The sequence below is a fragment of the Blautia sp. OF03-13 genome, assembly GCF_003460685.1.
GTDB lineage: Bacteria > Bacillota > Clostridia > Lachnospirales > Lachnospiraceae > Fusicatenibacter > Fusicatenibacter saccharivorans.
The window spans coordinates 173874-198320 of sequence record NZ_QTVR01000004.1; the positions used below are offsets into that span (position 1 = coordinate 173874).

Genomic DNA, 24447 nt, shown 5'->3' on the forward strand with positions numbered 1-24447 from the left:
TTTCGGGACGAAATTTTACTTTCTATGTCGAAATCCACCATTTTTTCGACATACGAAGAAAGGAACGTTATGAAAATTATTTTTATCCGCCACGGCGAACCAAATTATGAAATTGATTCTCTGACCGAAAAAGGCTGGCGCGAGGCCGAGCTGCTTTCGAAACGCACAGCAAAATGGAATGTCACCGATTTTTACTGTTCTCCGCTTGGCCGTGCGAAAGATACGGCTTCTTTTACACTGAAAAATGCAGGCCGCGAAGCCGAAATTCTTCCATGGCTGCGGGAATTTGATGCACCTGTCATTGACCCGGAAACGGGAAAACGCCGGATTCCATGGGATTTTCTGCCGGATGTGCTCGATGCAAACCGGGATCTCTATGACCAGGATCTCTGGACGAAAAATCCGATTATGCAGACCGGAAACATGGACGAGAATTACCATTTTGTGACCGACGGACTCGATGCACTGCTTGCGCGCTACGGCTATGTACGCGACGGTTACCGCTATCACGCTTCGGATGAAACAAACCGCGAAGCCGTCATCGTCTGCTTCTGCCATCTCGGCGTCACCTGTGTGGCACTGTCGCATCTGCTGAATATGACGCCGGTACAGCTCTGGCAGGGCATGTTCCTGGCACCGACTTCCGTCACAATCGTCGGAAGCGAGGAACGCAAGCTGGGCGAAGTATACTTCCGCTGCCAGACCGTCGGCGATGTCCATCATCTGCTTTCCGCGGGCGAACCGGTTTCGTACTATGGAGCCTTTAATGATCCATTTCAGTTTTAAAAATCACAAAAAGGAGTCTTTTATCATGAATGAAGCAAAATTTCAGGCAAAATTAAGAGAATATGCAAAGCTGATCGTAAAAATCGGCGCAAATGTACAGAAAGGACAGCGTGTCCGCCTCCAGGCCGGCGTCGATCAGGTTCTGCTTACCCAGATGGTGACAGAGGAGTGCTATCAGGCGGGCGCAAGCTATGTGGAAGTGATCTGGGAATGCGGTGAGATCAACAAAATGCATTATCAGTATGCCACCGCAGAAACACTTGGCGCGGTTCCGCACTGGGAAGAAGAGCGTTTCAAACAGATGACGGTTGATCTGCCGGTTCGCATTTTCATCGACTCCTCCGATCCGGACGAGCTCGCTGGCATTCCTGCGGACCTGCTCTCCACCGTTCGTCAGATGCGTGGAAAGGTCATTAAAAAATACCGTGACCAACTTGATGGAAAGCATCAGTGGCTGATCGTTGCCGCCGCTTCTCCAAAATGGGCAGAAAAAGTATTCCCGGGCGAGCCGGAGGATATTGCTGTTGAAAAACTGTGGGATGCTATTTTCGACTGTGTTTACTTAAAAGACGGCGAAGATGCAGAAAAGATCTGGCAGGCACACTGCGACCTCATGACCCAGAAAGCCAGCTGGCTGAATGAGCAGGCATTCCACAAGCTGCATTACACCAGCAAAAACGGTACGGATTTCACCGTTGAGCTGATTCCGGGCGCAAAATGGAGCGGTGCCGGTGATATCAACCATACGAACAACACCTTCTATGTTCCAAACATGCCGACCGAAGAAGTCTTCACCAGCCCGATGAGAGGAAAATGTGAAGGCCGTCTCGTTTCCACAAAACCTTTAAGCTGGTCGGGACAGATCATCAACAACTTTACCGTCGATTTCAAGGATGGAAAAGTCGTTGACTGCCACGCAGAGCAGGGCGAAGAGGTTTTGAAAAAAATGTTCGCCATGGACGCCGGTGCTGCAATGCTCGGCGAGGTTGCACTCGTTCCGAAAGAATCTCCGATTAACCAGTCCGGGCTGATGTTCTTTAATACCCTTTTCGATGAAAACGCATGCTGTCACGTTGCAGCTGGCGCCGGTTTCCCTGAGGTGCTCGATGGATTTCTGGAGATGAGCAACGAGGAAATTCTGGAAAAAGGTGTGAATGATTCTCTGATCCACGTTGACTTTATGGTTGGATCGGATGACCTGCACATCGTAGGTATCCGCGAAGATGGAAGCGAAACCGATATTTTTGTAAATGGTACCTGGGCAGAGTAAATCTGCTGTTTTTCGCAATAGAAGCAGGGGACTTCCTTTATTTAGTCAAAAAAACAGACCCGGGGCAATCTACCGTTTTTTGTAGACTGCCCCGGGTTCTGTTTTTGAAAAAAATCAGTTTCCAGACTTCCCTTTTCTCATATAAGGATTTCGATACAGCGAAATCACAAGCTCCACAGCCATGAAGCACCAAATGATCGGTTCGCACCAGATTACGGCGCTGTAGTGGTAGCGTGGAATGAATACCATGGCAAAGATAATCTTTCCAAACAGCTCAATAAAGCTCGACAGCAACGGCAGAATTTTCTCTCCGAGTGCCTGCAGTGCCAGACGGCTGCAGTTGACAAGACCAAGGGCGAAGAAAAACGGGATGGCTACGCGGAGGTAGCGGGCTCCGTTTCCGAGGACGGTCGGGTCAGATGAACCAGAGATCAGGTGTACCATGGTTGGTGCAAGCGGGGTGACGATTACAATCAGGCACGCGGTTACGCCGAAGCAGAAAATGTAAGCGTAACGGATGCCTTTCCGCACGCGCTCCCAGTTGTCTGCGCCGCGGTTCTGTGCAACGTAGGTGTTGACGGCCTGCGCCATGGAGGAAAGCGGCATCATGGAGAACGAAAACAGCTTTCTCGCAGCGGTATGTCCGGCGATAGTTTCATATCCGAGGCTGTTGATGCCCGGCTGCAGAACGATCGAACCGACATAAATGATACTGCTCATAAATCCCATCGAAAATCCCTGCGCCAGCAGATCTGCGTACAGTCCGCGGTCCAGCGCGAAGTGGCGTTTTTCCGGAAGCAGGATTTTCGCTTTCGTAACAATATAAATCAGGCAGAGCACAACGGAAATGCCCTGTGCAATGACGGTTGCAATCGCGGCACCCCGGACACCCATGCCGAAGGTGCGGATAAACAGCAGATCGAGCACGATGTTCACCAGCGATGAAAAGATCAGGAACACAAGCGGCATGAAGCTGTTGCCGATCGCCCGCAGCAGGCCGGAGCACAGGTTGTAGGCGAACATGACGAACAGGAAAATCGAGAGAATCGAAATATAGCTGTAGGATTCCTCAAGAATCTCCGCCGGTGTTTTCAGCAGGCGCAGCAGCGGATGCATGAAGATCGTCGCCAGAATGGTAACTACCAGTGTCACGGCAACGCCGATGACGATACAGGATGCGACCGATTTTTTCATCCGGTCCGTCTCCTGCCGTCCAAAGCAGCGCGCCGTGACGATCGCAAGACCGTTTCCGACGCCGAACGTAAATCCGGTCATCATCTCATAGATGGATGAGCAGGCACCCATCGCCGCAATCGATGAGTCGCCAAGTGTATAGCCGACGATCAGCGTATCCATCGTGTTGTAAATCTGCTGAAACACGCGGGACGCCATAATCGGCAGGGCAAAAAGCAGCAGAGATTTCAGGATCGGGCCATGAAGCAGATCCACCTGAGAACTCCGCCTGGTTTGTGTCTGTGACATAAAGAAAATTCCTCCCTCTAAAATAATGCATTACATCCATTATATCAGATGAAAGGAATTTCTGTACAAAAAAATATAAAAATACAGCAGCGATTTTCCTTTTCCGTTATTCTTGTCCCAGTAAATACTGATAAATATCTCTCTTCGTCACCCCGCGGTCCTTTGCGACGAGTTTCATGGCTTCTTTCCGCGCAATTCCCTGGTCTTCATATCGTTTCATATGCTCTTCAATCGAAATTTCTTCAAATGCAGCCTTTGCCTCGTCCTCGATTTCCTTCTGGCTTCTGCCTTCGATGACCAGCACACATTCTCCTTTTGGGTCTTCCTGCTCATAACGGGCAATGGCATCTTCCAGTGTCGTCTGCCATGCGGTTTCATGCTTTTTCGTCAGTTCCCGGCAGAGCGTCAGACGACGGTTTCCCATCGTTTCCAGAAGTTCCCGCAGTGTCTTTAAAAGATGATGGGGCGCCTCGTATACGATCATGGTTCTGGTTTCGTTTTTCAAACGCTCCAGCGCCAGTTTATGCTCCTTTTTATCCGGCGGAAGAAATGCTTCGAAGACAAATCTTCTCGTCGAAAGTCCCGACAGTGTCAGTGCCGTCACACACGCGCATGCGCCCGGCAGGCTTGTCACTTCGATGCCTGCCTCGTACGCCATCTTCACCAGCTCCTCACCCGGATCAGAAATTCCCGGTGTTCCGGCATCCGTGATCAGCGCGATATTTGTTCCCGCCAGCAGCTTCTGCACCAGCTCGCGGCCCTTGTCGTATTTGTTGTATTCGTGATAACTCGTCATCGGCGTATGAATCTCAAAATGGTTCAGCAGCTTAATGCTGTTTCTCGTATCCTCCGCCGCGATCAGATCGACCTCCTGCAGAATGCGGATTGCACGGAAGGTCATGTCCTCCAGATTTCCAATTGGTGTTGCACACAAATATAATTTTCCTGCCATGTTCTTATCTCCCGTCTCCATATAATTCCCGGATGTCCTTTGTATACACGCCCGGCGTCTCATACACAATCAGCGGTTTCTCCACGGTAATTCTCGGATTCCCGCCTTTCATCGCCTCGATCAGCACCATGTTCGGCTCCTTGTCCACAAACGGATAAACGAGCTGCATCCTTTTTGGTTCCAGATGATATTTTTTCAGCGTCGAAAAAATCTCCGCCAGCCGGAACGGCCGGTGCACCAGATAGAACCGTCCTTTCGTCTTTAAAACCGCTGATGCCTCTTTCGCAATATCATCAAACGAGCACAGCACCTCATGCCGCGCAATCGTCTTCGCCTCAAGCGCATTCGTCAGCCCGTGCTGCCCCGTCATGTACGGCGGATTGCACGTTACCACATCAAACACTTCTTTTCCAAACTGCTGCGATGCCGTCTTCACATCTCCCTGGAAAATCTCAACATCATTTTCCAGATGATTGTACCGCACACTCCGCTGTGCCATCTCGGCACTGTACTCCTGAATTTCCAGCCCGGAAAAATGCTCTCCGTTTGTCTTCGCCTTCAGCAGAATCGGCACAATTCCCGATCCCGTGCAGAAATCCATCGCCCGCTCCCCGCGCTTCACCTTCGCGTAGGATGCCAGCAGCACCGCGTCAATGCCATAGCAGAAAAGGGATGGATTCTGTATCATCCAGTAACCGTTCTGCAGATCATCGAGCCGCTCACCCGGCTTCAAAAATTCTTCTTTTCTATCCAATGAAAATCCCTCCTCCTGCTGACCGCCCAGCGCCGCATCACACAAAAAGAAGCGTCAGTTTTACCCGGCGCTTACTTTTTTCAAAATGCATTCCAAATCAATCTTATTCCGGCTGTTTTGCCTCTTCCGAAGAAGCCTGCTCCCCGGAGCTGTTTCTGTCTTTTTTCTTCTCTTTGCCTTTTTCCTTCTTATGCTTCGGCTTGAACTTGAGCTCTTCCACCGGGCACTCCCGCATTTCCTTCTCATCGTTCACATCCACCAGCACTTTTACGAGCTGACGAAGCACATTCACACCGGAAACCTCACCTTTCATGCCGTCCGGCAGCGTTACGATATCGCCGACACCCGGCAGCTTGCGGTTCAGGTATTCATAGGTTTCCTGCTCGTTTTTCAGGCAACACATCAGTCGTCCGCAGACACCCGAAATCTTCGTCGGGTTCAGGGACAGGTTCTGCTCTTTTGCCATCTTGATCGAAACCGGTGCAAACTCGGACAGATACGTATGGCAGCAAAGCGGTCTGCCGCAGATGCCGATTCCGCCGAGGATCTTTGTCTCATCGCGGACACCGATCTGGCGAAGCTCGATTCTCGTCTTAAAGACAGCCGCCAGATCCTTTACCAGCTCACGGAAATCAATTCTTCCGTCGGCGGTAAAGTAAAACAGCATCTTGTTATTGTCAAACGTATACTCTGCATCGATCAGCTTCATCTCCAGGTTGTGCGCCCGGATCTTCTTCTGGCAGATTTCAAACGCTTCTTTTTCTTTCTTGCGGTTGCTCTCCTCCCGCGCATCATCCTTCGGCGTTGCAATACGGATGACTTCTTTCAACGGCTGGATCACCTTGGAATCGTCAACTTCTTTTGGCCCCAGCACAACGAAACCATACTCTACGCCGCGCGCCGTCTCAACGATAACGTGGTCGCCCACGCAGATGTCCAGCTCTCTCGGCGAGAAATAATATACTTTTCCTACGTTTCGAAAACGTACTCCTATAATTGTTATCATGCTATCAGTTTTCCTTCATTGTCAGGAACATAAGCTCCATGGTTAAATCAAAATTAACATTCGCGTTCAGGCGGGCTCTCGCCTTCTGAATCGCCTCTATAATCTTCTCCAGGCCTTCGTATGAGCTCTTATTTGCTCTCTCACGGATTCCATTCAGCTCCTGCTTGAACACAAGGGAATCGACCTCTTTTGTCGCCTTAAAGAGCAGAACATCGCGGAACCATAAAGAAAAGATATCGAAGTAATCATCAATATTGTCTTTTTCGGCCGTCAGTTTTTTGATCGTCTCCACGATTTCATACAGCGGCATACTGTCGGCGTACTTTGCCATGCGGAGTGCACTTTCCAGCGTCTCCTCGTACTCCGGAGAACGGGCAATCCGCTCTGCTTTTCCGATATTTCCCTGCGCCAGGGATGCATCAACCTCTGCCTGGTAATCCGGCACATGCATTTCGTTCATCAGATAATCTTTCACAAGCTGGTCTCCCACTGGTTTTAAATTTAACTGCACGCAGCGTGACGAAATCGTCGGAAGCAGCGCATCCGGGTTGTCTGCCAGAAGCATGACAACTGCGTAGGCCGGCGGCTCCTCGATCGTCTTCAGCAGCGCGTTCTGCGCCTGAAGTGTCAGCTTCTGCGCCTCGTCGATGATATAAATCTTGTACGGACTGCTGTACGGCTTGATCATCACATCGTTAATGAGCTGCTCGCGGATTTCATCGATGCTGATGGTGTTCGGCTTTTCATGCTTCACATAAATGATATCCGGATGATTCTGGCTCTGTGCCTTTTTACAGGACGGGCATTCCATACAGGGCTCGACCCCGTGCTTCTCGCACTGAAGCGTCATCGCAAACAGTGAAGCCATCATTTTCTTTCCCGATCCACTCTCTCCGCCAAAAAGATAAGCATGAGATACTTTATTCATCGAAATGGCATTCTGTAAATGCGTTATGATTTCCTGATGTCCTACAACCTTCTGAAAACCCTGCATAAAATCACCCCCTGGAGTTCTTTTGTATTTCTTACTAATACTGCATTAAGTATATCACAACTTTTTCTGTTGTTCCACAAAATTCTGAATTTCGGAAAAACAGTCTTCCGGCGTAGAATTATTGGAAAATCTGCGGACAATTCCGGCTTCCGCAATTTTCTCCTCCGTAAAATCCTCACAGTCCGCCAGGAATCTCCGGCACATCTCCGCGTATTTCGGCTCTGTCTGTTTTCTTTCCCGTTCCAGTGCCCGCGAAAGCCGCAGCCCGTCGTCCACCTCGACATACAGCGGAACCATCGCCTGCTCCCCGAAGTATGCCTTTAATTTCAGATACGATTCCAGTGTCCCGATTCCGAGATAATCATGCTTCGCAAGATCAATCTGCCCGTCATCCGCCGTAAAATAATACCACGGCCCCTGCACCGTCGAATACATGCGCTCCTCGATAATCTTTCCGGCCTCCCGCAGTTCCGAAAGCCGTTTTTCATCCACAAAAAAATACTCTCTTCCGTCCTGCTCCCCGCTCCGGATCGGCCGTGTTGTATACAGGACAAACGGTTTTAAATCCAGCGCCGTCTCCTGGATCAGATTCTCATAAATATGATCTTTCCCTGACGCACTTTTTCCCATCAGATAGTAAATTTTTCCCATTTTATCTCTCCCCGAAACACAGATTCTTTATGCCTTAAACCGATATCCAACGCCCCAGATCGTCTCGATATACTGCGGCTTTGCCGTATTAAACTCTATTTTTTCACGAATCTTCTTGATATGCACCGTAACCGTCGCAATATCTCCGATGGACTCCATATCCCAGATCTCACGGAACAGCTCTTCTTTCGTGAAAACGCGGTTCGGATTCTCCGCAAGGAAGGTCAGCAGATCGAACTCTTTCGTTGTAAACTGCTTCTCCTCTCCGTTCACCCACACGCGGCGTGCCGTCTTGTCAATCTTGATGCCGCGGATCTCCACAACATCATTCTCTTTCTTGCCGTTTCCGACCAGACGGTCGTACCGTGCCAGATGCGCTTTCACGCGCGCAACCAGCTCACTCGGAGAAAATGGCTTCGTCATATAATCATCCGCACCAAGACCGAGTCCGCGGATTTTGTCGATATCATCCTTCTTTGCCGAAACCATGATAATCGGAATATCTTTCTTCTCACGCACCTCACGGCAGATCTCAAAGCCATCCACCTCCGGCAGCATCAGATCCAGGATCAGCAGATCGAAATCCTCCTTGACCGCCCGTACAAGACCGGTGTCTCCCTGGTTTTCAATCTCCACCTCAAAGCCCGAAAGCTCGAGATAATCTTTCTCCAGATCTGCAATGGATTCCTCATCCTCAACAATCAGTATTTTACTCATGAAACAGGTACCTCCTGATATTTTCTTAATACAAAGTACATCGTGGTTCCCACCCCTTCTTTGCTGGTGGCCCACACTTTTCCGCCGTGGTCTTCAAGAATCTTCTTCACGATGGAAAGACCAATTCCGCTGCCGCCTCTCGTGCTGTTGCGGGACGCGTCGGTACGATAAAAGCGATCGAAAATCTTCGTCAGATCCTTCGTCGCAATTCCCTTTCCGTTATCCTCAATCTCCACCTGCACAAAATCTCCGACATCACGCAGACGGATGTTGATGACCTTATGGCTCTTGTCCATATATTTGATGGAATTGCTTACAATGTTATTGATGACACGCTTGATCTGCTCCGCATCCGCGATGACGATCGGGTCGTCCTCGAGATAATTAAAGTATGTCAGATCCACATGCTGCGCGTCAAGCTCCAGATTCAGTTCCTCCACGCAGTCATCAAAATAATCCGCAATGTGAATCTTGGAAAACGTATACGGAATGCGGTTCGTGTCAATCTTGGAATAAAACGTCAGCTCATTGATCAGACGGTCCATCTCATTCGCTTTGTTGTAAATGGTGCGGATGTAGCGGTCCATCTTCTCCGGCGTATTTGCCACACCGTCCATGATTCCCTCGACATAACCCTTGACCGCGGTAATCGGTGTTTTCAGATCATGCGAAATGTTGCTGATCAGCTCTTTATTCTCTTTGTCAAACTCGACTTTTTCCTCCGCCGTCTCTTTCAGCCGGATACGCATCTCCTCAAAGTCCTCGCAGAGGTCATTAATCTCCGCCACGCCGCACGGTTCAACAGTGAAATCCAGATTTCCGTCTTTGATATTCTGTGTCGCCTTTTTCAGCTGCTCGAGCGGTCCGATCACACCGCGGTAAATCCAGAAGCTCAGACCCAGACTGGTGAGCACCAAAATCAGCACAATCACGATGCCTAGCTCTTTTACCATGCCCGTAATCTGCGGCGCAATCTGGTCTGTCTTGGTGACGATAAACGCACTGCATTCTTTTCCGTCCGAGTTCTCATAGTCCGCCTGTTTGACCATCCACTGTTTTTCATTGCGGAAATAAACGCCGCCCTTCAAATTGGCCCCCGGGTCACCGTATTTCGGCAGCTCATTTTCCAGCTCCTCCGACGACAGCTCCTCCGAGCCATTGTAAATGATAACACCATCCTCGCGCACCGCGATAAACGACTGTTTTTTCTGCAGTCTTGCATTCAGAACAGAGAGATAATTCGTTTCTTCCAGCTTTGCCGTATCCGATTTCGCGGTATCCTCTACTTCGTCGTACTCTTCTGATGTCATCGCATTCAGCAGCAGGGTGTTGTTCGAAATCGTCCGGTATGTTGCGTTCGCAAGACCGTATTTTTCACCGATAATCTTTGCTTTATACCCTACAAAAAAGTAAAACGTCAAGGCACACATCACGATCGGAACCAGTATGATGATGAAAAAAGAAATGATTACTCTCGTCCTTAATTTCATGCTTTTCTTCTTTTTTTCCATATAAGATCCACCTGTTTTCCAACACATATTTCGTACTTTTGCGCACAAAAAATCCCCAGTACGCAGTCTAAATTTATTATAGCACAACGCCTGAGGATTTTTCATTAACTTAGATGAATCTTTCTAAACTTTCTATAAACAGAAAAGCCTGAAATTAGAGGTATTTCTTCAGGTCTTCTACTTTGTCCAGTTTCTCCCACGGCAGATCCAGATCGTTTCTTCCGAAGTGGCCGTAAGCGGAAGTCTGTTTGTAGATCGGGCGGCGCAGATCCAGCATTTTGATGATTCCAGCCGGACGAAGGTCGAAGTTCTCACGAACGATGTCGGTCAGTTTGTTGTCGGAGAGTTTTCCTGTGCCGTAGCTGTCGATCATGATGGAAGTCGGATGAGCAACACCGATTGCGTAGGAAAGCTGGACCTCGCATTTGTCGGCAAGACCTGCTGCTACGATATTCTTTGCTACGTAACGTGCTGCATAAGCTGCAGAACGGTCTACTTTTGTGCAGTCTTTTCCAGAGAAAGCTCCGCCGCCATGACGAGCGTATCCGCCGTAGGTGTCTACGATGATCTTACGTCCGGTGAGGCCGGAATCTCCGTGAGGTCCGCCGATTACAAAACGGCCGGTCGGGTTGATGAAGAACTTGGTGTGCTCATCTACCATGTCTGCCGGAATGATTTCGTCGAATACGTATTTTTTGATATCCTCATGAATCTGCTCCTGGGATACTTCCGGATCATGCTGAGTGGAAAGAACAACCGCATCAAGACGGAACGGTTTGCCGTTCTCATCGTACTCTACGGTTACCTGTGTTTTTCCGTCCGGACGCAGGTATGTTAAAGTACCGTCTTTGCGGACTTTGGTCAGCTGGCGAGCCAGTTTGTGTGCCATGTAGATCGGGTATGGCATGTACTCTTCGGTCTCGTTGGTTGCGAATCCGAACATCATTCCCTGATCTCCTGCTCCAATGGCATCGATCTCCTCATCGCTCATATTGTTCTCTTTTGCTTCGAGCGCTTTGTCTACACCCATAGCGATATCGGTGGACTGTTTGTCAATTGCAGTTACAACAGCGCAGGTATCTGCGTCAAATCCGTATTTTGCACGGTCATAGCCGATTTCGCGAACGGTATCACGTACGACCTGCTGGAAATCAATGTGTGCGTTGGATGTAATCTCACCCATTACCATCACGTATCCTGTTGTAGTACAGGTTTCGCAAGCTACACGGCTCATCGGATCCTGCTCAAGCAGCGCATCCAGAATCGCGTCAGAAATGGCATCACAGATTTTGTCCGGATGTCCTTCGGTTACAGACTCAGAAGTAAACAGTCTTTTTTCCATTCTTTTTCTCCTTTTTTTTCTTCTCTTCTCTTTTGCTTTTCGTTCGTGGGCTTTGGCTTTCCCTGAACATTTTTTCGTAAAAAAAGATCCGCAATTTTTAGCGGACCTGAATAGTAATGTTCAAATCCCCTTATTGTTCGAAAATTTCGCTCAGGCTGGCACCTTCCCATGCAGACCAATCTGCCGGGGGTTGCCGTGGTTTCACAGATCCTATGTATCTCCACCACTCTGAATAAGAGAAAAGCAACTCAATTTTTGATTTTGTTTTTTGTTACTCTGATACACTATCGCAAAATACGCCATTCGTCAAGAGGAAATAAAAGGATTTGAGACATTTTCTTACTGTTGTCCCAAACATCCTTTCTTTTTTTCTGATTTTTCGGCTGTATCTTCTGTTATTTGTGAACAGATAAGAAAACTCTCCAAAACAGAGAGTTTTCTTATCTGCTGTATCGTTTTTTCTACTCTTCTGCTTTCATCTCGCGGACAATCTTCCGCAGCTTCAGAATCATGGACGGAGCAACAGAAAGCTCATCCACTCCCATTCGTACAAACTGCTCCGTCAATGTCAGATCTGCACCGAGCTCCCCGCAGATTCCTGCCCATTTTCCGCATTTGTGTGCATTTTCCACCACCATGCGAATCATCCGAAGAACGGCTTCATGGTGTGGATTGTAGAAATCATCCAGCTGCTCATTCTGACGATCAATCGCCAGGGTATACTGCGTCAGGTCATTCGTTCCGATGCTGAAGAAATCCACCATTTCCGCCAGACGGTCGCTGATCATCACGGCTGCCGGTGTCTCGATCATAATGCCCTGCTCCGGAATTTTATACTGCACTTCCTGTGCTTTCAGCTCTTCCTCTACCTCTGCAACAATTGCGTAGATTTTTTCTACCTCTTCTGTTGATGTGATCATCGGATACATGACAGAAAGGTTTCCGTAAACGGCTGCGCGGAACAATGCGCGAAGCTGCGCTTTAAAAATTTCCGGCTGTTTCAGACAAATCCGGATTGCACGGTACCCAAGCGCCGGATTTTCTTCTTTTCCAAGATTAAAGTATTCTACCTGCTTATCTGCCCCGATATCCAGCGTACGGATAATCACTTTTTTGCCTGCCATGGTCTGCACGGCCTGTTTATATGCCTGAAACTGTTCTTCCTCCGTTGGGAAATCATTTCTTCCAAGATAGAGGAATTCGCTTCGGAAAAGTCCAATTCCACCGGCATCATTTTCCATCACATAGCCAAGGTCACCAACACTGCCGATATTTGCATAGATGTTGATCTTACGGCCATCCGGCGTAATATTTTCTTTTCCTTTCAACTCCTCAAGAAGCTTCTGTTTTTCTGCTTCTTCCTGCATTCTTTTTTCGGTTTCCTTCCGCACATCCTCCTCCGGCTCAAAGATAACCTGACCTGAAAAACCGTCTACAACGGCCGTCATGCCTGTTTTCAGACCGTTTAAATCCATCGGGACGCCGATTAATGCCGGAATATTCATCATTCGCGCAAGAATCGCAGTATGAGAATTGGTAGATCCATGCACAGTCACAAACGCAAGTATTTTTTCTTTGTCCATCTGTACAGTTTCACTCGGACTTAAATCGTCTGCCACTATAACAGATGGTTCCATAGAACTCAGGTCGTTATCTCCCTCACCGCTTAAATTGCGGACCAGACGTTCGGAAATATCTTTTACATCTGCGGAACGAGCCTTCATATATTCATCATCCATAGCTGCAAACATCTCTGCAAAATTATCGCCGGTTGCTGCCGCTGCATATTCTGCATTTACCAGTTCTGTCCGGATCATGTTCTCCATTGATTCCAGATAGTCCTCATCCTCCAGCATCATCTGATGGACTTCAAAGATCGCCGCACTTGCCTCTCCAACTTCCCGGACTGCCTTGTCATACAGTCTGCCAAGCTGTTTTTTCGAAACCTCCACGGCTTCTTTCACACGTTTTACTTCTGCTTCCGGATCTTCAATCCGGGTTCTTTTAACCTGGTAATCATTTTTCTTCAGAACCGCAACCGGTCCCATAACAATTCCTTTATATACGGATTTCCCCTGAAAATACTGCATTTTTTATCCTCCGAGCGTACTTTTTACAGATTTGCTTCGAAAAACGCTTTCAGCGTCTCAATCGCTGCATCTTCGTCCTCTCCGTTTGCTGCAACGGTTACGGTATCTCCCTGCTTTACACCAAGTGACATCAGCATCATCAGCTGAGTCAGTTTTTTCGTTTTTCCATCTTTTGTGATGGTGCATTCCGATGCAAAATTTTTTGCCTCCTTTACCAGCATTCCTGCCGGTCTTGCGTGGATTCCCAGTTCATCTTTAATGGTATATTCAAATGATTTCATGCTTTTATTCTCCTTCTTCTCTATCCATAATCCGTTCTATGTGCATAGCGAGATATCCAATTTCGATCTCCTCCATCGGAAGTTTCAGCCTCTTTTCCATCTCCTCACAGATTCGTTTCGCCGCCTGAAAGGCTTTCGGAAACTTTACGGACATGTAGTCATTCATATTTACTTTCAGTTTTTCCCCACTGACCGCTCTTGCAACCATATAGCGGATATGGTTCATCATACGGTTATACGACAACGACATCACATCGATGGTATGCCCGGTGATATGCTCCACCAAAGAAATGCTCTCCCGGACTGCTCTTGCTACTTCCATGGCCTGTGAAACATTTTCCTCCACAATTGCCGAATGAACATGAAGTGCAAGATAGCCGATTTCATGTTCATCAATTTCGATCTGAAGCCGTTCTTTTAAAAGCTCCCTGATACAGGAAGCAACTTTATACTCTTTGTAAAACATCACACGGATATCGTCGGTGAGCGGATTGCTGATCTGCTCACCGTTCTGAATCCGCCGGACAGCAAAATCCAGATGATCTGCCATTGGAAAGACGATGGAACGGTCAATTTTTCCAAATTCCTTTTCTGCCTCGTCAAGCACGGCACTCGCCAGCTCCAGGCTGAGCGGAGAAACGCCCTGTACAATGGTTCTGGCATTTCCTCGCTCCGTCATCTCTGTCAGGGAATAAATGCGGGCATCGTCTCCCGGCTGTACACGCTGCCCCGTTTTTTTCCCAAATGCAATTCCTTTCCCCATGACCAGATATTCCCGGTTATTTTCTTCTTCCACTCCAATAAATGAATTGTGGTTCAGTGTTTTTGCTATCCTGTACATTCTTCTCACCCGTTTTTAAGGCTCAGCTTACGCGAGAATCTCAATCGCAAATAAAGGATCTCCTGCTTTTACCGGTCCGTCTGTCAAAAGACGGATTCTCTGGTTCTCCTCCAGCTCTGTGCAAAGAACCGGTGATGTAACCGACGGCGCATGTGTTTTCAGATATTCCAGATCCAGCTTCAGCATCGGATCACCTTTTTTCACGGTCTGACCGCTTTCTACCAGTGCCTCAAATCCCTCTCCGTTCAGTTTTACTGTATCAATTCCGACATGAATCAGAAGGCTGACCCCGGAATCGGTTACAAATCCAATCGCATGTTTTGTGTCAAAAACAAACGCAACTTCTCCGTCCTCCGGAGCACGCACATAAGGATCTTCCGGTGTTACAACAGCGCCGTCTCCCATCATCTTTTCCGCAAACGCTTCGTCCGGCGCAGTAGAAAGATCAGCTGCCAGTCCGCTCATTGGACTGCAGACAGTAATGGTATCCACAACCTTCTGTTCTTTTGTTTCCTGCGCTGGCTCCGCCTCTTTTTGGGCTGGTGCATTTTCTGCTTCTGCATTTTCTGCTTCCGCATACGTATTCGGAGCTTTTTCCAGATAATCCTCTAAATTTGATTTTATCACAGTTACATTGGGTCCGTAAATAACCTGTACACCATTTCCTTTATGCACAACGCCAGATGCCCCTGTCGCCTTTAAAATACCATCGCTGACTCTCGCTGCATCATGAACAGTACAGCGCAGTCTTGTCGCACAGCAGTCCACATCCGAAATATTTTTCTTTCCGCCAAGACCTTTTGTGATCGCTTCACTCATGGCATCTTCCGATGCCACCCCATCGCTCTGCGCCTCTTTTCTTGCATTTACATCTGCTTTCGTATAAAGCTTGGTTTCCACATCATCATCCTCGCGACCCGGTGTCTTAAAATCAAACTTTTTAATCATGAATTTGAAGATAAAATAATACAGGAAGAAATAAAGAATGCCGACCGGAATCACCCTCATCCAGCTTGTCTTTTCATTTCCCTGCAGAATACCGAACAGGAAGAAGTCCAGAAGTCCGCCGGAAAAGGTAAGACCTACTGCGATATTCAGGATGTGTGCGATCATATAAGCTGTTCCCGCAAGAATAACCTGCACGACAAACAACGCCGGTGCAACAAACAGGAACGAGAATTCCAGCGGTTCTGTGATACCGGTTGCCATACACGCAAGTGCTGCGGAAAGAAGCAGACCGCCTGCTGCTTTTTTCTTCTCCGGTTTCGCACAATGGTACATTGCAAGTGCCGCTCCCGGAAGTCCGAAAATCATAAAAATAAATTCTCCGGAGAAATATCTCGTTGCATCTGCACTGAAATGTGCGATATTCGCAGAATCCGCAAGCTGTGCGAAGAAAATATTCTGTCCGCCCTGCACCATCTGTCCTGCCACTTCCATGGTACCTCCGACTGCCGTCTGCCAGAACGGCATATAAAATACGTGATGCAGACCAAATGGAATCAGTGCCCGTTTAATCAGACCGAAAATCAGCGTTCCGACATAACCGGAGCCGGTTACCAGGCCACCCAGCGCATAAATGCCGTTCTGTACAACCGGCCATACAAAATACATTAAAATTCCCACAAACATATAGACGATCGTAGAAATAATCGGTACAAAACGAGTACCTCCAAAGAAAGAAAGTGCATTCGGAAGCTGGATCCGGTAAAAACGATTATGAAGTGCAGCAACTCCAAGACCGACAATAATACCGCCAAACACACCCATCTGCAGCGACTGAATACCGCAGACAGAAGTGATGGTTCCTTCCAGAACGGATTCTGCAATTTCTCCGTTTTCCAGAATCTGACCCGTAATGGTCAGCATTGCGTTAATCGCTGTATTCATAACAAAATACGCAATAACGGCTGACAGGGCAGAAACCTCTTTTTCCTTCTTTGCCATACCAATTGCAACACCTACCGCAAAAATCAGAGGCAGGTTATCAAACACTGCACTTCCTACTTTGTTCATGATCACCAGCAGTGCATGAAGAATTGTGCCGTTGCCGAGCAAGCTTGTCAGACCGTACGTTTCAATCGTGGTTGCATTGGTAAATGAGCTTCCGATTCCCAGTAAAAGTCCGGCTACCGGAAGGATTGCGATCGGGAGCATAAAGCTTCTTCCCACTCGCTGCAGAACACTAAAAATTTTGTCCTTCATTTTTTTACTCCTTGTGTAGTTTATACTTTTTACAAGAAGAGTTTCTGCGGTTTTGCATCTTTTTAGCCGGTCTGTACTCTTTTTTCTGAAACAGAGCACAAAAAGAGACACTAACCCACATAAACAATTCCTGTTATGTATAGTTAATGCCTCCAAAAATCGAGTTACACACTACAACTGTAGTTGAATATAGCACAGATAAATCTCTTTTGTCAAGTCAGTTCTTATTATTTCAATATATCATAAATTTGTACCTTTTTAAATATCTTTTTTTACCAACACTGACCGCCTCAGCTTTGAAAGTTAAAAAATAATTCACAATAATAGTAGTAAAATTTAAGCCAATTTTTTTCGCAATAATGTAAAATAAAAGAACGGTACCTTTTATTGGACCGTCCTTTTTGTCAACATCTGTTTTATGCTGTTTTTACGCTCTTAATCGGAATTTCTGGATATCCTTTGCATTATTCACGCGCTCAATTTCAGCGCCGAGTCCTCGGAGCTTTCCATCGAAATCCTCGTATCCGCGCAGAATATATACGATATCATCTACCACAGTAATTCCCTCTGCTGCAAGTCCTGCGATCACAAGTGCTGCACCTGCGCGAAGATCCGGTGCGGAAACCTCTGCTCCGGTAAATTTCTCTACGCCGTCGATGATCGCCGTGTTGCCTTCTACTTTAATACAGGCGCCCATACGTGCCAGCTCATCCGCATACTTAAAGCGATTTTCAAAAATACTCTCTGTTACAATACTCGTACCGTTTGCCAGCGCCAGTGTAACCGCGATCTGCGGCTGCATATCGGTTGGATAGCCCGGATACGGCTGTGTCTTTACGTGTGTTCTGCCCAGACGTTTGCTTGCGCTCACACGGATGGAATCGTCAAACTCTTCTACGTCGCAGCCAATCTCCTCGAGCTTTGCGGTTGTTGCTTCCAGATGCTTTGGAATCACGTTTTTAATCAGCACATCGCCCTTTGTGGCTGCTGCTGCAAACATATACGTACCTGCCTCGATCATATCCGGTACGACCGCATAGCTGGTTCCGTGCAGGGTATCGACACCCTTGATCCGGATCACGTCGGTTCCTGCTCCTTTGATGTTTGCTCCCATGCTGTTCAGGAAGTTCGCCACATCGACAACGTGCGGCTCTTTTGCTGCGTTCTCAATCGTTGTATTTCCTCTTGCCATCGAAGCTGCCATCATGATGTTGATGGTGGCTCCAACAGAAACCATATCCAGGAAAATGTGGCTTCCATGCAGATCTGCCGCACTTGCCACGATTGCGCCATGACGGATGCTTACCTCAGCACCGAGTGCGCGGAATCCCTTTAAATGCTGGTCGATCGGACGGCTTCCAATGTTACATCCGCCCGGAAGCGGAACTTCCGCTCTTTTGTATTTTCCAAGCAGCGCGCCTAAAAGATAATAAGACGCACGGATTTTTTTGATATATTCATAATCAACGCTCAGATCTCCGATGGTTGCTGCATTGATCCGCACGGTATGGCGGTCGATGCGGTCCACGGTGGCTCCGATCTCTGCGATTGCTTCCAGAAGTACATTAATATCACTGACATCCGGCAGGTTTTCGATCAGGACCGTCTCATCGGTCATCGTTGCTGCCGTAAGAATTGCAAGCGCCGCGTTTTTTGCTCCCCCGATTTCCACTTCGCCCACAAGAGGATTTCCACCTCTGATGACATACTGTTCCATATATTCACCTCAAATTTTCTTTCTCATACTTAACGAGTGTGTTTTATCCAATATCTAACGAATCAAAGTCTTTTTCCTGTTTTTTACACACTCCAGATACGCTGAAACGCACTGCTCCCCGCAGTTATTTTTCAGTCTCCCCTTATCTTAACTCAAATCTAATACTTTGTAAATCAATTTTAATACATTCTGTGCTATTTCCGTCTTTTTCCATCGTTTCCGGTCAGGAATATTCAGAGAAACGTTATATGTAATTTCTAACTGTCAGAACATTTCCCTTATTATGATATAATCGTATGTTTTCAAAATTTCCCTGAATATTCCACCAATTCTGCTTTACATGCCGATCTGCTCGCGGAGCGCCAGGATCGTGCCCTGGATATCCCTTCCGCTCTCGTCAACCGTAATCTCGGCATACTGCTCATATAATTTACTTCTCTCATCGTAGAGATCCTTCAGCGTCTGGCCCTCTTTCAGCACGACGCCGCGTCCCTTCAGGTTTCCGAGACGTTTCGCCAGATCCTCATACGACAGCTTCAGGTAAACGATGGTTCCAATTTCTTTAAAATGCTCCATCGCCTCTTTTCCGTAAATGGCACTGCCGCCCGGCGCGATGACGCTTTTGTCGGCTTCCAATGTCGCATTGACTTCATTCTCAATCGCAAGAAAGCCTTCATTTCCTTCATCCGCAATGATCTCGCGCAGAAGACGCTTCTCCCGATGCTGGATCACAAGATCCGTATCAATAAACTCATATCCCAACACCTTTGCAAGAATAACACCAACGCTGCTTTTGCCGGCTCCCGGCATTCCTATTAAGATAATATTCCGTTTATTCAAGATTTATTCCTCCTGCTGTCTCGTAAATTTTTCTCTATCCTATCTCTGCAGATTCGTTCCGCCCTGCTTCATGATCTGCTCGATCTCTGTTTCGCTCGCCACATTGGCATCGTGCTGGATCATCAGCTTTAAAACACTTGCGGAAATCGCAAAGTCGATGGCTTTCTGCGGCTCAAAATCATGAAGCATCGCATGGATCAGTCCCGCGCCAAATGCATCACCGGCTCCGACTGCCTCAAAGCTGTGTACTTTACGAACCGGGCTCTCGTAGAATTTTCCGTCTTTCAGGTAAATTCCCATCCAGTCGCCGTCCTCCACGGTGTAGAGATTGCGCAGCACACTCGCAACCGCTTTGCAGTTCGGGAACTGCTTCTGGATTTCCAGCATGCCCTCTTTGTAAGACTCGATCTGCTCAATGCCGCGCGACATATCTCCGTCGTACGCCGGAATGCCAAGTGATGATTCAAAATCCTCATCGTTTGCAATGCAGACATCCACATACGCCATCAGACGGCGCATAACGCGCTGTGCGTCCTTCGTGGACCACATTTTTCCGCGGTAGTTCAGATCACATACCACCTGGATTTTTTTCTCTCTGCAGAGCGCCAGAGCGTTCTCCAGCGCTTTTTCAATCTCTGTGCTGATGGCAGGCGTGATACCGGAAAAATAAAAGAGATCTACGCCATCAAGCAGTTTTTCCCAGTCAAATTCCTCTGCCTTTGCCATTGCAATTGCGCTGTAAGCGCGGTCATAAACCACGCTCGTCGGGCGGATATTCGTTCCCTTTTCAAAATAGTAAATACCAACGCGTCCGCCGCCCCGCAGCACACGGGATGTATCGACGCCGAACCGGCGGATCTCATTGACGGCTGCCTGTCCCACCTGGTGCTCCGGCACTTTTGTCACGTACGAAACATCGTCCCCGAGTGTCGCCAGGGAAACCGCAACATTCGCCTCCGCGCCGCCGTAATTGGCTTCAAATGTATCTGCCTGTAAAATTTTCAGATGCTCCGGTGTTTTCAGACGCAGCATCACTTCTCCAAAAGTAAGTACCTTCATACTAAAATCCCCTCCAAAAGCAATTTGCTTTTTTGTCTCAATACTTCTTTATCTTACGCTGTTTTCCCCACGGACGCAAGAAAAACCTGCGGAAACCACCCCCGTTTTCCATCGCAGAAAAGCACAAAAAAGAGGCTTTCTGTTTCTCTTCAGAAAGCCTCTTTTCGTGTATTTCATTATTCTTTTACTGCTCCCAGTGTAATACCGGTTACAAAGTATTTCTGCAGGAACGGATATACAATCAGCATAGGAACAAGGGCGATGAATACCTTTGCTGCCTCCAGAGATTTGTTGGAGTTCTGTGCTAACTGCTGATACTGCTCTGCGGTCAGGGTTACGCCTACCGGGATCTGAACGGAGATCTGACGGATGTAGGTCTGTAACGGATAGTTCGTCTCCTTGTTCATTAATACCAGGCCCTGGAAATACTCGTTCCAGTAACCAACAGATGTGAAGAGGACGATGGTTGCAATAACCGGTTTGGAACACGGAACTACGATCTGCCACAGGATACGCCACGGGCCGGCACCGTCTACACGGGCTGCCTCCTCAAGGTCTCCTGGGATACCGCGGAAGAAGTTCATCATAAGGAGTACGTTGAATACCGGAACAGAACCAGCCAGAACCAGCGCTGCCATGGTATCGATCATACCATAGTTTTTAACGGTGATGAACCACGGAATGGTACCACCATTGAACAGCATACAGAATACCAGGATCCACATCAGGACGTTTCTCGGTTTGTACTCTGTTTTGCTCTTTGCCAGCGGATAGGACATCATGATCAGGACAACCATGGTCCATACGGTTCCGATGACAACTCGTTTGATGGAAATCCAGAAGGAATTCCAGAATGCGGAATCACCCATGATCAGGCTGTAGGATTTTACGTTCGGTCCGATCGGGTAAACAGTTACAAGACCGCCCTCAGCGGCTGCCTTCGAAGAAATGGATACGCAGAACGTATACCATAACGGATAAAAACAGCTGAATGCCAGGAGAATCAGGATGATGGCATTTATGACTTTAAACGCTTTACTGCCAAAACTCTTGCTTTCTATCATAATTTCTGCCCTCCTTAGAAAATCTTGTAATCAGCAAACTTGTAAGCACAAACATAAGAAGTAACAACCAGCACGAAGCTGACAACAGATTTGAAGAGACCTGCTGCAGTAGCCAGCGAGAACTGCATGTTTGTAATACCAACACGGTATACATATGTATCAATGATATCACCAGTTTCAATAACCAGCTGGTTGTACATGTTGAATACCTGGTCGAAACCAGCATTCAGAACGTTGCCCATTGCCAGTGTGGTCAGAAGGACGATGGTCGGAACCAGACCCGGGATGGTGATGTGCCATACTCGTTTCCAGCGGCTTGCACCGTCGATAGCAGCTGCCTCATAAAGACTCGGGCTGATGCCGGTCAGGGCTGCCAGATAAATAACTGCGTTGTAACCGAACTCTTTCCATACATCGGTTCCGATCAGTAACTGACGGAAGATGCCAGGAATCGTCATTGGAAGAACCGTATCCGTTGCACCGAATGCACTGCGGACGGTATTGAAAATTCCGTTTGCACCAAGGATATTGGTAATGATGTTTGCCAGGATAACCCAGGATACGAAGTGCGGCAGATATACGATCGTCTGAACCGTCTTTTTGAACTTCATATTCTTTACCTCATTCAGCAGCAGTGCGAACACCAGCGGAATGATGATATTCAGGATAACCTTTGCAATTGCAATGATCAGTGTGTTGACAAGTGCCCGTTTTGCATCCGGGATAACCGTCAGGTATTTAAACCATTTCATGCCTACCCACGGAGAGCCGAACCATCCTTTACTCGGATTGTAATCCTGGAATGCCATTACAATACCGACCATCGGGACGATGGAAAACATGAACAGCCAGATATAACCCGGCAGAACCATTAACGTATAGTGAAAGGAATTTGACAGCCCAAGATGGCCTTTTTTCTTCTTCACGGCAAGATCCTCCTTTGATGTCATTTTTTTAAAGTGATGGGGTACAGGTTTTCCTGTACCCCACCCTCCACATCATATATTTACATAAGTTACTCAGCCAGGTAATCTTTTACCAGTTCAAGGATCTGATCACCGCCCTGTACATGCCAGTCAGTGCAGAACTGATCCCACTCGTCAAGGCTCTTAGCACCTGTGATGAACTGAAGGACGCTCTTGTCTTCCAGGTCAGAAATCTGGGTCCAGTAGGTATCCATTCCATCGATGGTGTAGTACAGCTCAGAGTAGATCTTGTGATCCGGCTCAAGTGTTGCATATGGACGGTCACCGATCAGCAGTGCATAGAATCTGTTGAACTGTCCGTTGTTGGTATTAACATCCATATCGGTTACAGCCAGGTCTCTGGATCCATCATAATCAGAAGAAATAACTTCGCTTAAGGTTGCAGCATCGTTTGCAAGGTTCTTGTACAGACCGTTGAATTTGCTTCCGCCCTGCTGATAATCATCTGCAGACGATTCGCCTTTGAGGATGCCCATCAGTGCATCATACTCATACTCGCACTCGTCGGTAGCTGCCATGGTGTTACGCAGCGGATACCAGCCGATTGCTACAGAAGTATCGAAGGTAGACTCATCACGAACGAGTACGTTGTTCATGATAACAATGGCTTTCTTCACATCATCAGATGCGTTTTTGTTTACCATTGTGTAAGTGGTTCCAACGTCTTTCATATGGACATTCCACTCACCATCGTTGGTGTACAGCGGATATGCCTGCCAGTTTGCGTTGTTGTCGTTACGGAAGGAATCCGGGTTGCCGTATCCAAGGCTCCACCATGGTCCCATGAAGATACCGCAGGTTCCGTTCTTAACGTTGTTTGCATTGTCACCGTTGGTTGTGGTACCAACCTCCGGGTTGATGAGGCCTTTTTCATACCAGTCATGCAGAGTGGTAAGGGCTTCTTTCATCTCATCTGTTGTAGTTCCCCAATACAGCTCGCCGGAATCGTCTTTCAGGAAGTATCCCGGTGTTGCGTTGAATGCCTGATATACAGCATCGAAACCGTATCCATTGTTGGAGGAGTTCAGGAAGTTGGAGTAGGTTCTTCCGCCGTTGTCGATACCTGCAATAGAGTAATCCGGGCTGAGACCTGCATCTTTAAATTTCTGAGCTACTTCGCCAAGTTCGTCAACTGTCTTCGGAACTTCCAGTCCTAACTTGTCCAGCCAGTCCTGACGGATGAAATACAGGTAAACACCGTCGGTATCTACGGATACGTTCGGCAGTGCACAGAAGGTTCCATCAACCGTTGCGTTGTTGATTGCACGTCCTTCGGTGGTCTCGATGATCTCTTTTACCTGTTTGGATGCGTACTGGTTGAACTCCGGCCAGAGGTCTGCAAGAAGATCTGCTCTTGCGGCCTGTACCAGGTAGTTACGGGTCGGTGCGATGACTGCATCCGGAAGGGAAGCAGATGCGATTGCCAGAGAGACTTTCTGCTGGAAGTCAGATGCATTACCTGCAGTCCAGTCGCAGACAACTTTGATGTTGTAGTTATCCAGAAGGTATCTGGTGTACTGGTTGTTATCTACGGAATCGCCGTCCGGAAGTGTGGTATCCTTCGGGTCGATCTGATATCCATAATGTACTTCTACGACATGATCAAATTTTGCAAACGCACGATCGTCATTTTCACCCGGTACTGCATCGTCTGCTTCATCAGCTGCTGCAACCCAGTCACCAGAACCTGCTGCATCGCCGGAGCCGCTGTCCGATGAGGTATCCTTTGCTTCATCGCCGCCTGCCGTACTTGATGCTGTTGTGCCGCTGCTCTTGCTGTTTGCGTCAGAACTGTCTCCTCCAGTGCTGCCACATGCTACCAGGCTTACGATCATGGTGCTTGCCAGTAATGCAGAAATTACTTTCTTTTTCATTTGGTGTCCTCCTTGTGATTTACGT

General features: G+C 47.8%; 21 protein-coding genes and 1 riboswitch. Of the genes, 2 read left to right on the plus strand and 19 right to left on the minus strand.

Annotated elements, in window-relative coordinates:
* The first annotated feature begins 69 nt into the window (after positions 1-69).
* Together DXA55_RS04510 and DXA55_RS04515 are read left to right on the plus strand one after the other, a co-directional pair.
* On the plus strand, positions 70-786 hold the full coding sequence (locus tag DXA55_RS04510; protein WP_055220339.1) for a histidine phosphatase family protein: 717 nt from the start codon (positions 70-72) through the stop codon (positions 784-786).
* A 25-nt stretch (positions 787-811) separates the two neighbouring features.
* Entirely contained in the window at positions 812-2056 is a 1245-nt protein-coding gene (locus DXA55_RS04515; protein ID WP_117801896.1) for an aminopeptidase, read from the plus strand.
* A gap of 114 nt (positions 2057-2170) precedes the next feature.
* On the opposite strand, the gene DXA55_RS04520 is transcribed toward DXA55_RS04515, so the two are convergent.
* From DXA55_RS04520 to DXA55_RS04610, 19 genes are all read right to left on the minus strand, one after another.
* On the minus strand, positions 2171-3538 hold the full coding sequence (locus DXA55_RS04520) for an MATE family efflux transporter (RefSeq protein WP_117813145.1): 1368 nt from the start codon (positions 3536-3538) through the stop codon (positions 2171-2173).
* Between the two features lie 106 nt (positions 3539-3644).
* Positions 3645-4490, minus strand: coding sequence for a 16S rRNA (cytidine(1402)-2'-O)-methyltransferase (gene rsmI / locus DXA55_RS04525; RefSeq protein ID WP_117813147.1), 846 nt, complete (start codon positions 4488-4490; stop codon positions 3645-3647).
* 4 nt (positions 4491-4494) lie between these two features.
* Positions 4495-5178 carry a tRNA1(Val) (adenine(37)-N6)-methyltransferase gene (locus DXA55_RS04530; protein ID WP_055226320.1) on the minus strand — a complete coding sequence of 228 codons (684 nt, stop codon included), beginning with the start codon at positions 5176-5178 and terminating at the stop codon, positions 4495-4497.
* Positions 5179-5347: 169 nt separating this feature from the next.
* On the minus strand, positions 5348-6250 hold the full coding sequence (locus DXA55_RS04535) for a PSP1 domain-containing protein (protein ID WP_055226011.1): 903 nt from the start codon (positions 6248-6250) through the stop codon (positions 5348-5350).
* 4 nt (positions 6251-6254) lie between these two features.
* Positions 6255-7244: a DNA polymerase III subunit delta' gene (gene holB / locus DXA55_RS04540; protein WP_022461270.1), complete on the minus strand. Its 990-nt coding sequence runs from the start codon at positions 7242-7244 to the stop codon at positions 6255-6257.
* Between the two features lie 54 nt (positions 7245-7298).
* Positions 7299-7895, minus strand: a complete 597-nt coding sequence (locus DXA55_RS04545) for a guanylate kinase (RefSeq protein WP_055267250.1) — start codon at positions 7893-7895, stop codon at positions 7299-7301.
* A gap of 27 nt (positions 7896-7922) precedes the next feature.
* Positions 7923-8612, minus strand: coding sequence for a response regulator transcription factor (locus tag DXA55_RS04550; protein ID WP_022461272.1), 690 nt, complete (start codon positions 8610-8612; stop codon positions 7923-7925).
* Positions 8609-10102: a sensor histidine kinase gene (locus DXA55_RS04555; protein ID WP_117813174.1), complete on the minus strand. Its 1494-nt coding sequence runs from the start codon at positions 10100-10102 to the stop codon at positions 8609-8611. Before DXA55_RS04555 ends, DXA55_RS04550 begins: the two co-directional genes overlap by 4 nt.
* A 175-nt stretch (positions 10103-10277) precedes the next feature.
* On the minus strand, positions 10278-11465 hold the full coding sequence (gene metK / locus DXA55_RS04560) for a methionine adenosyltransferase (protein ID WP_055267252.1): 1188 nt from the start codon (positions 11463-11465) through the stop codon (positions 10278-10280).
* 127 nt (positions 11466-11592) lie between these two features.
* Positions 11593-11704: riboswitch (SAM riboswitch) on the minus strand.
* 222 nt (positions 11705-11926) lie between these two features.
* On the minus strand, positions 11927-13555 hold the full coding sequence (gene ptsP / locus DXA55_RS04565) for a phosphoenolpyruvate--protein phosphotransferase (RefSeq protein WP_117813149.1): 1629 nt from the start codon (positions 13553-13555) through the stop codon (positions 11927-11929).
* A 23-nt stretch (positions 13556-13578) separates the two neighbouring features.
* The gene (locus tag DXA55_RS04570; RefSeq protein ID WP_117801790.1) at positions 13579-13836 is read right to left on the minus strand and encodes an HPr family phosphocarrier protein; all 258 of its coding nucleotides are present in this window, start codon (positions 13834-13836) and stop codon (positions 13579-13581) included.
* A gap of 4 nt (positions 13837-13840) precedes the next feature.
* The gene (locus tag DXA55_RS04575) at positions 13841-14677 is read right to left on the minus strand and encodes a PRD domain-containing protein (RefSeq protein WP_022461277.1); all 837 of its coding nucleotides are present in this window, start codon (positions 14675-14677) and stop codon (positions 13841-13843) included.
* A 27-nt stretch (positions 14678-14704) separates the two neighbouring features.
* Positions 14705-16882, minus strand: coding sequence for a PTS transporter subunit IIABC (locus DXA55_RS04580; RefSeq protein ID WP_117813151.1), 2178 nt, complete (start codon positions 16880-16882; stop codon positions 14705-14707).
* 427 nt (positions 16883-17309) lie between these two features.
* Positions 17310-18599: a UDP-N-acetylglucosamine 1-carboxyvinyltransferase gene (locus tag DXA55_RS04585; protein WP_117813153.1), complete on the minus strand. Its 1290-nt coding sequence runs from the start codon at positions 18597-18599 to the stop codon at positions 17310-17312.
* Positions 18600-18935: 336 nt separating this feature from the next.
* Positions 18936-19439 carry a shikimate kinase gene (locus DXA55_RS04590; RefSeq protein ID WP_330415108.1) on the minus strand — a complete coding sequence of 168 codons (504 nt, stop codon included), beginning with the start codon at positions 19437-19439 and terminating at the stop codon, positions 18936-18938.
* 39 nt (positions 19440-19478) lie between these two features.
* The gene (locus DXA55_RS04595) at positions 19479-20498 is read right to left on the minus strand and encodes a sugar kinase (protein WP_117813155.1); all 1020 of its coding nucleotides are present in this window, start codon (positions 20496-20498) and stop codon (positions 19479-19481) included.
* 176 nt (positions 20499-20674) lie between these two features.
* Positions 20675-21562, minus strand: coding sequence for a carbohydrate ABC transporter permease (locus DXA55_RS04600; protein WP_022461206.1), 888 nt, complete (start codon positions 21560-21562; stop codon positions 20675-20677).
* Positions 21563-21576: 14 nt separating this feature from the next.
* Entirely contained in the window at positions 21577-22488 is a 912-nt protein-coding gene (locus tag DXA55_RS04605) for an ABC transporter permease (RefSeq protein WP_022461207.1), read from the minus strand.
* An 89-nt stretch (positions 22489-22577) separates the two neighbouring features.
* Complete coding sequence (locus DXA55_RS04610) at positions 22578-24422, minus strand: extracellular solute-binding protein (protein WP_117813157.1); 1845 nt, start codon at positions 24420-24422, stop codon at positions 22578-22580.
* Positions 24423-24447 lie beyond the last annotated feature (25 nt).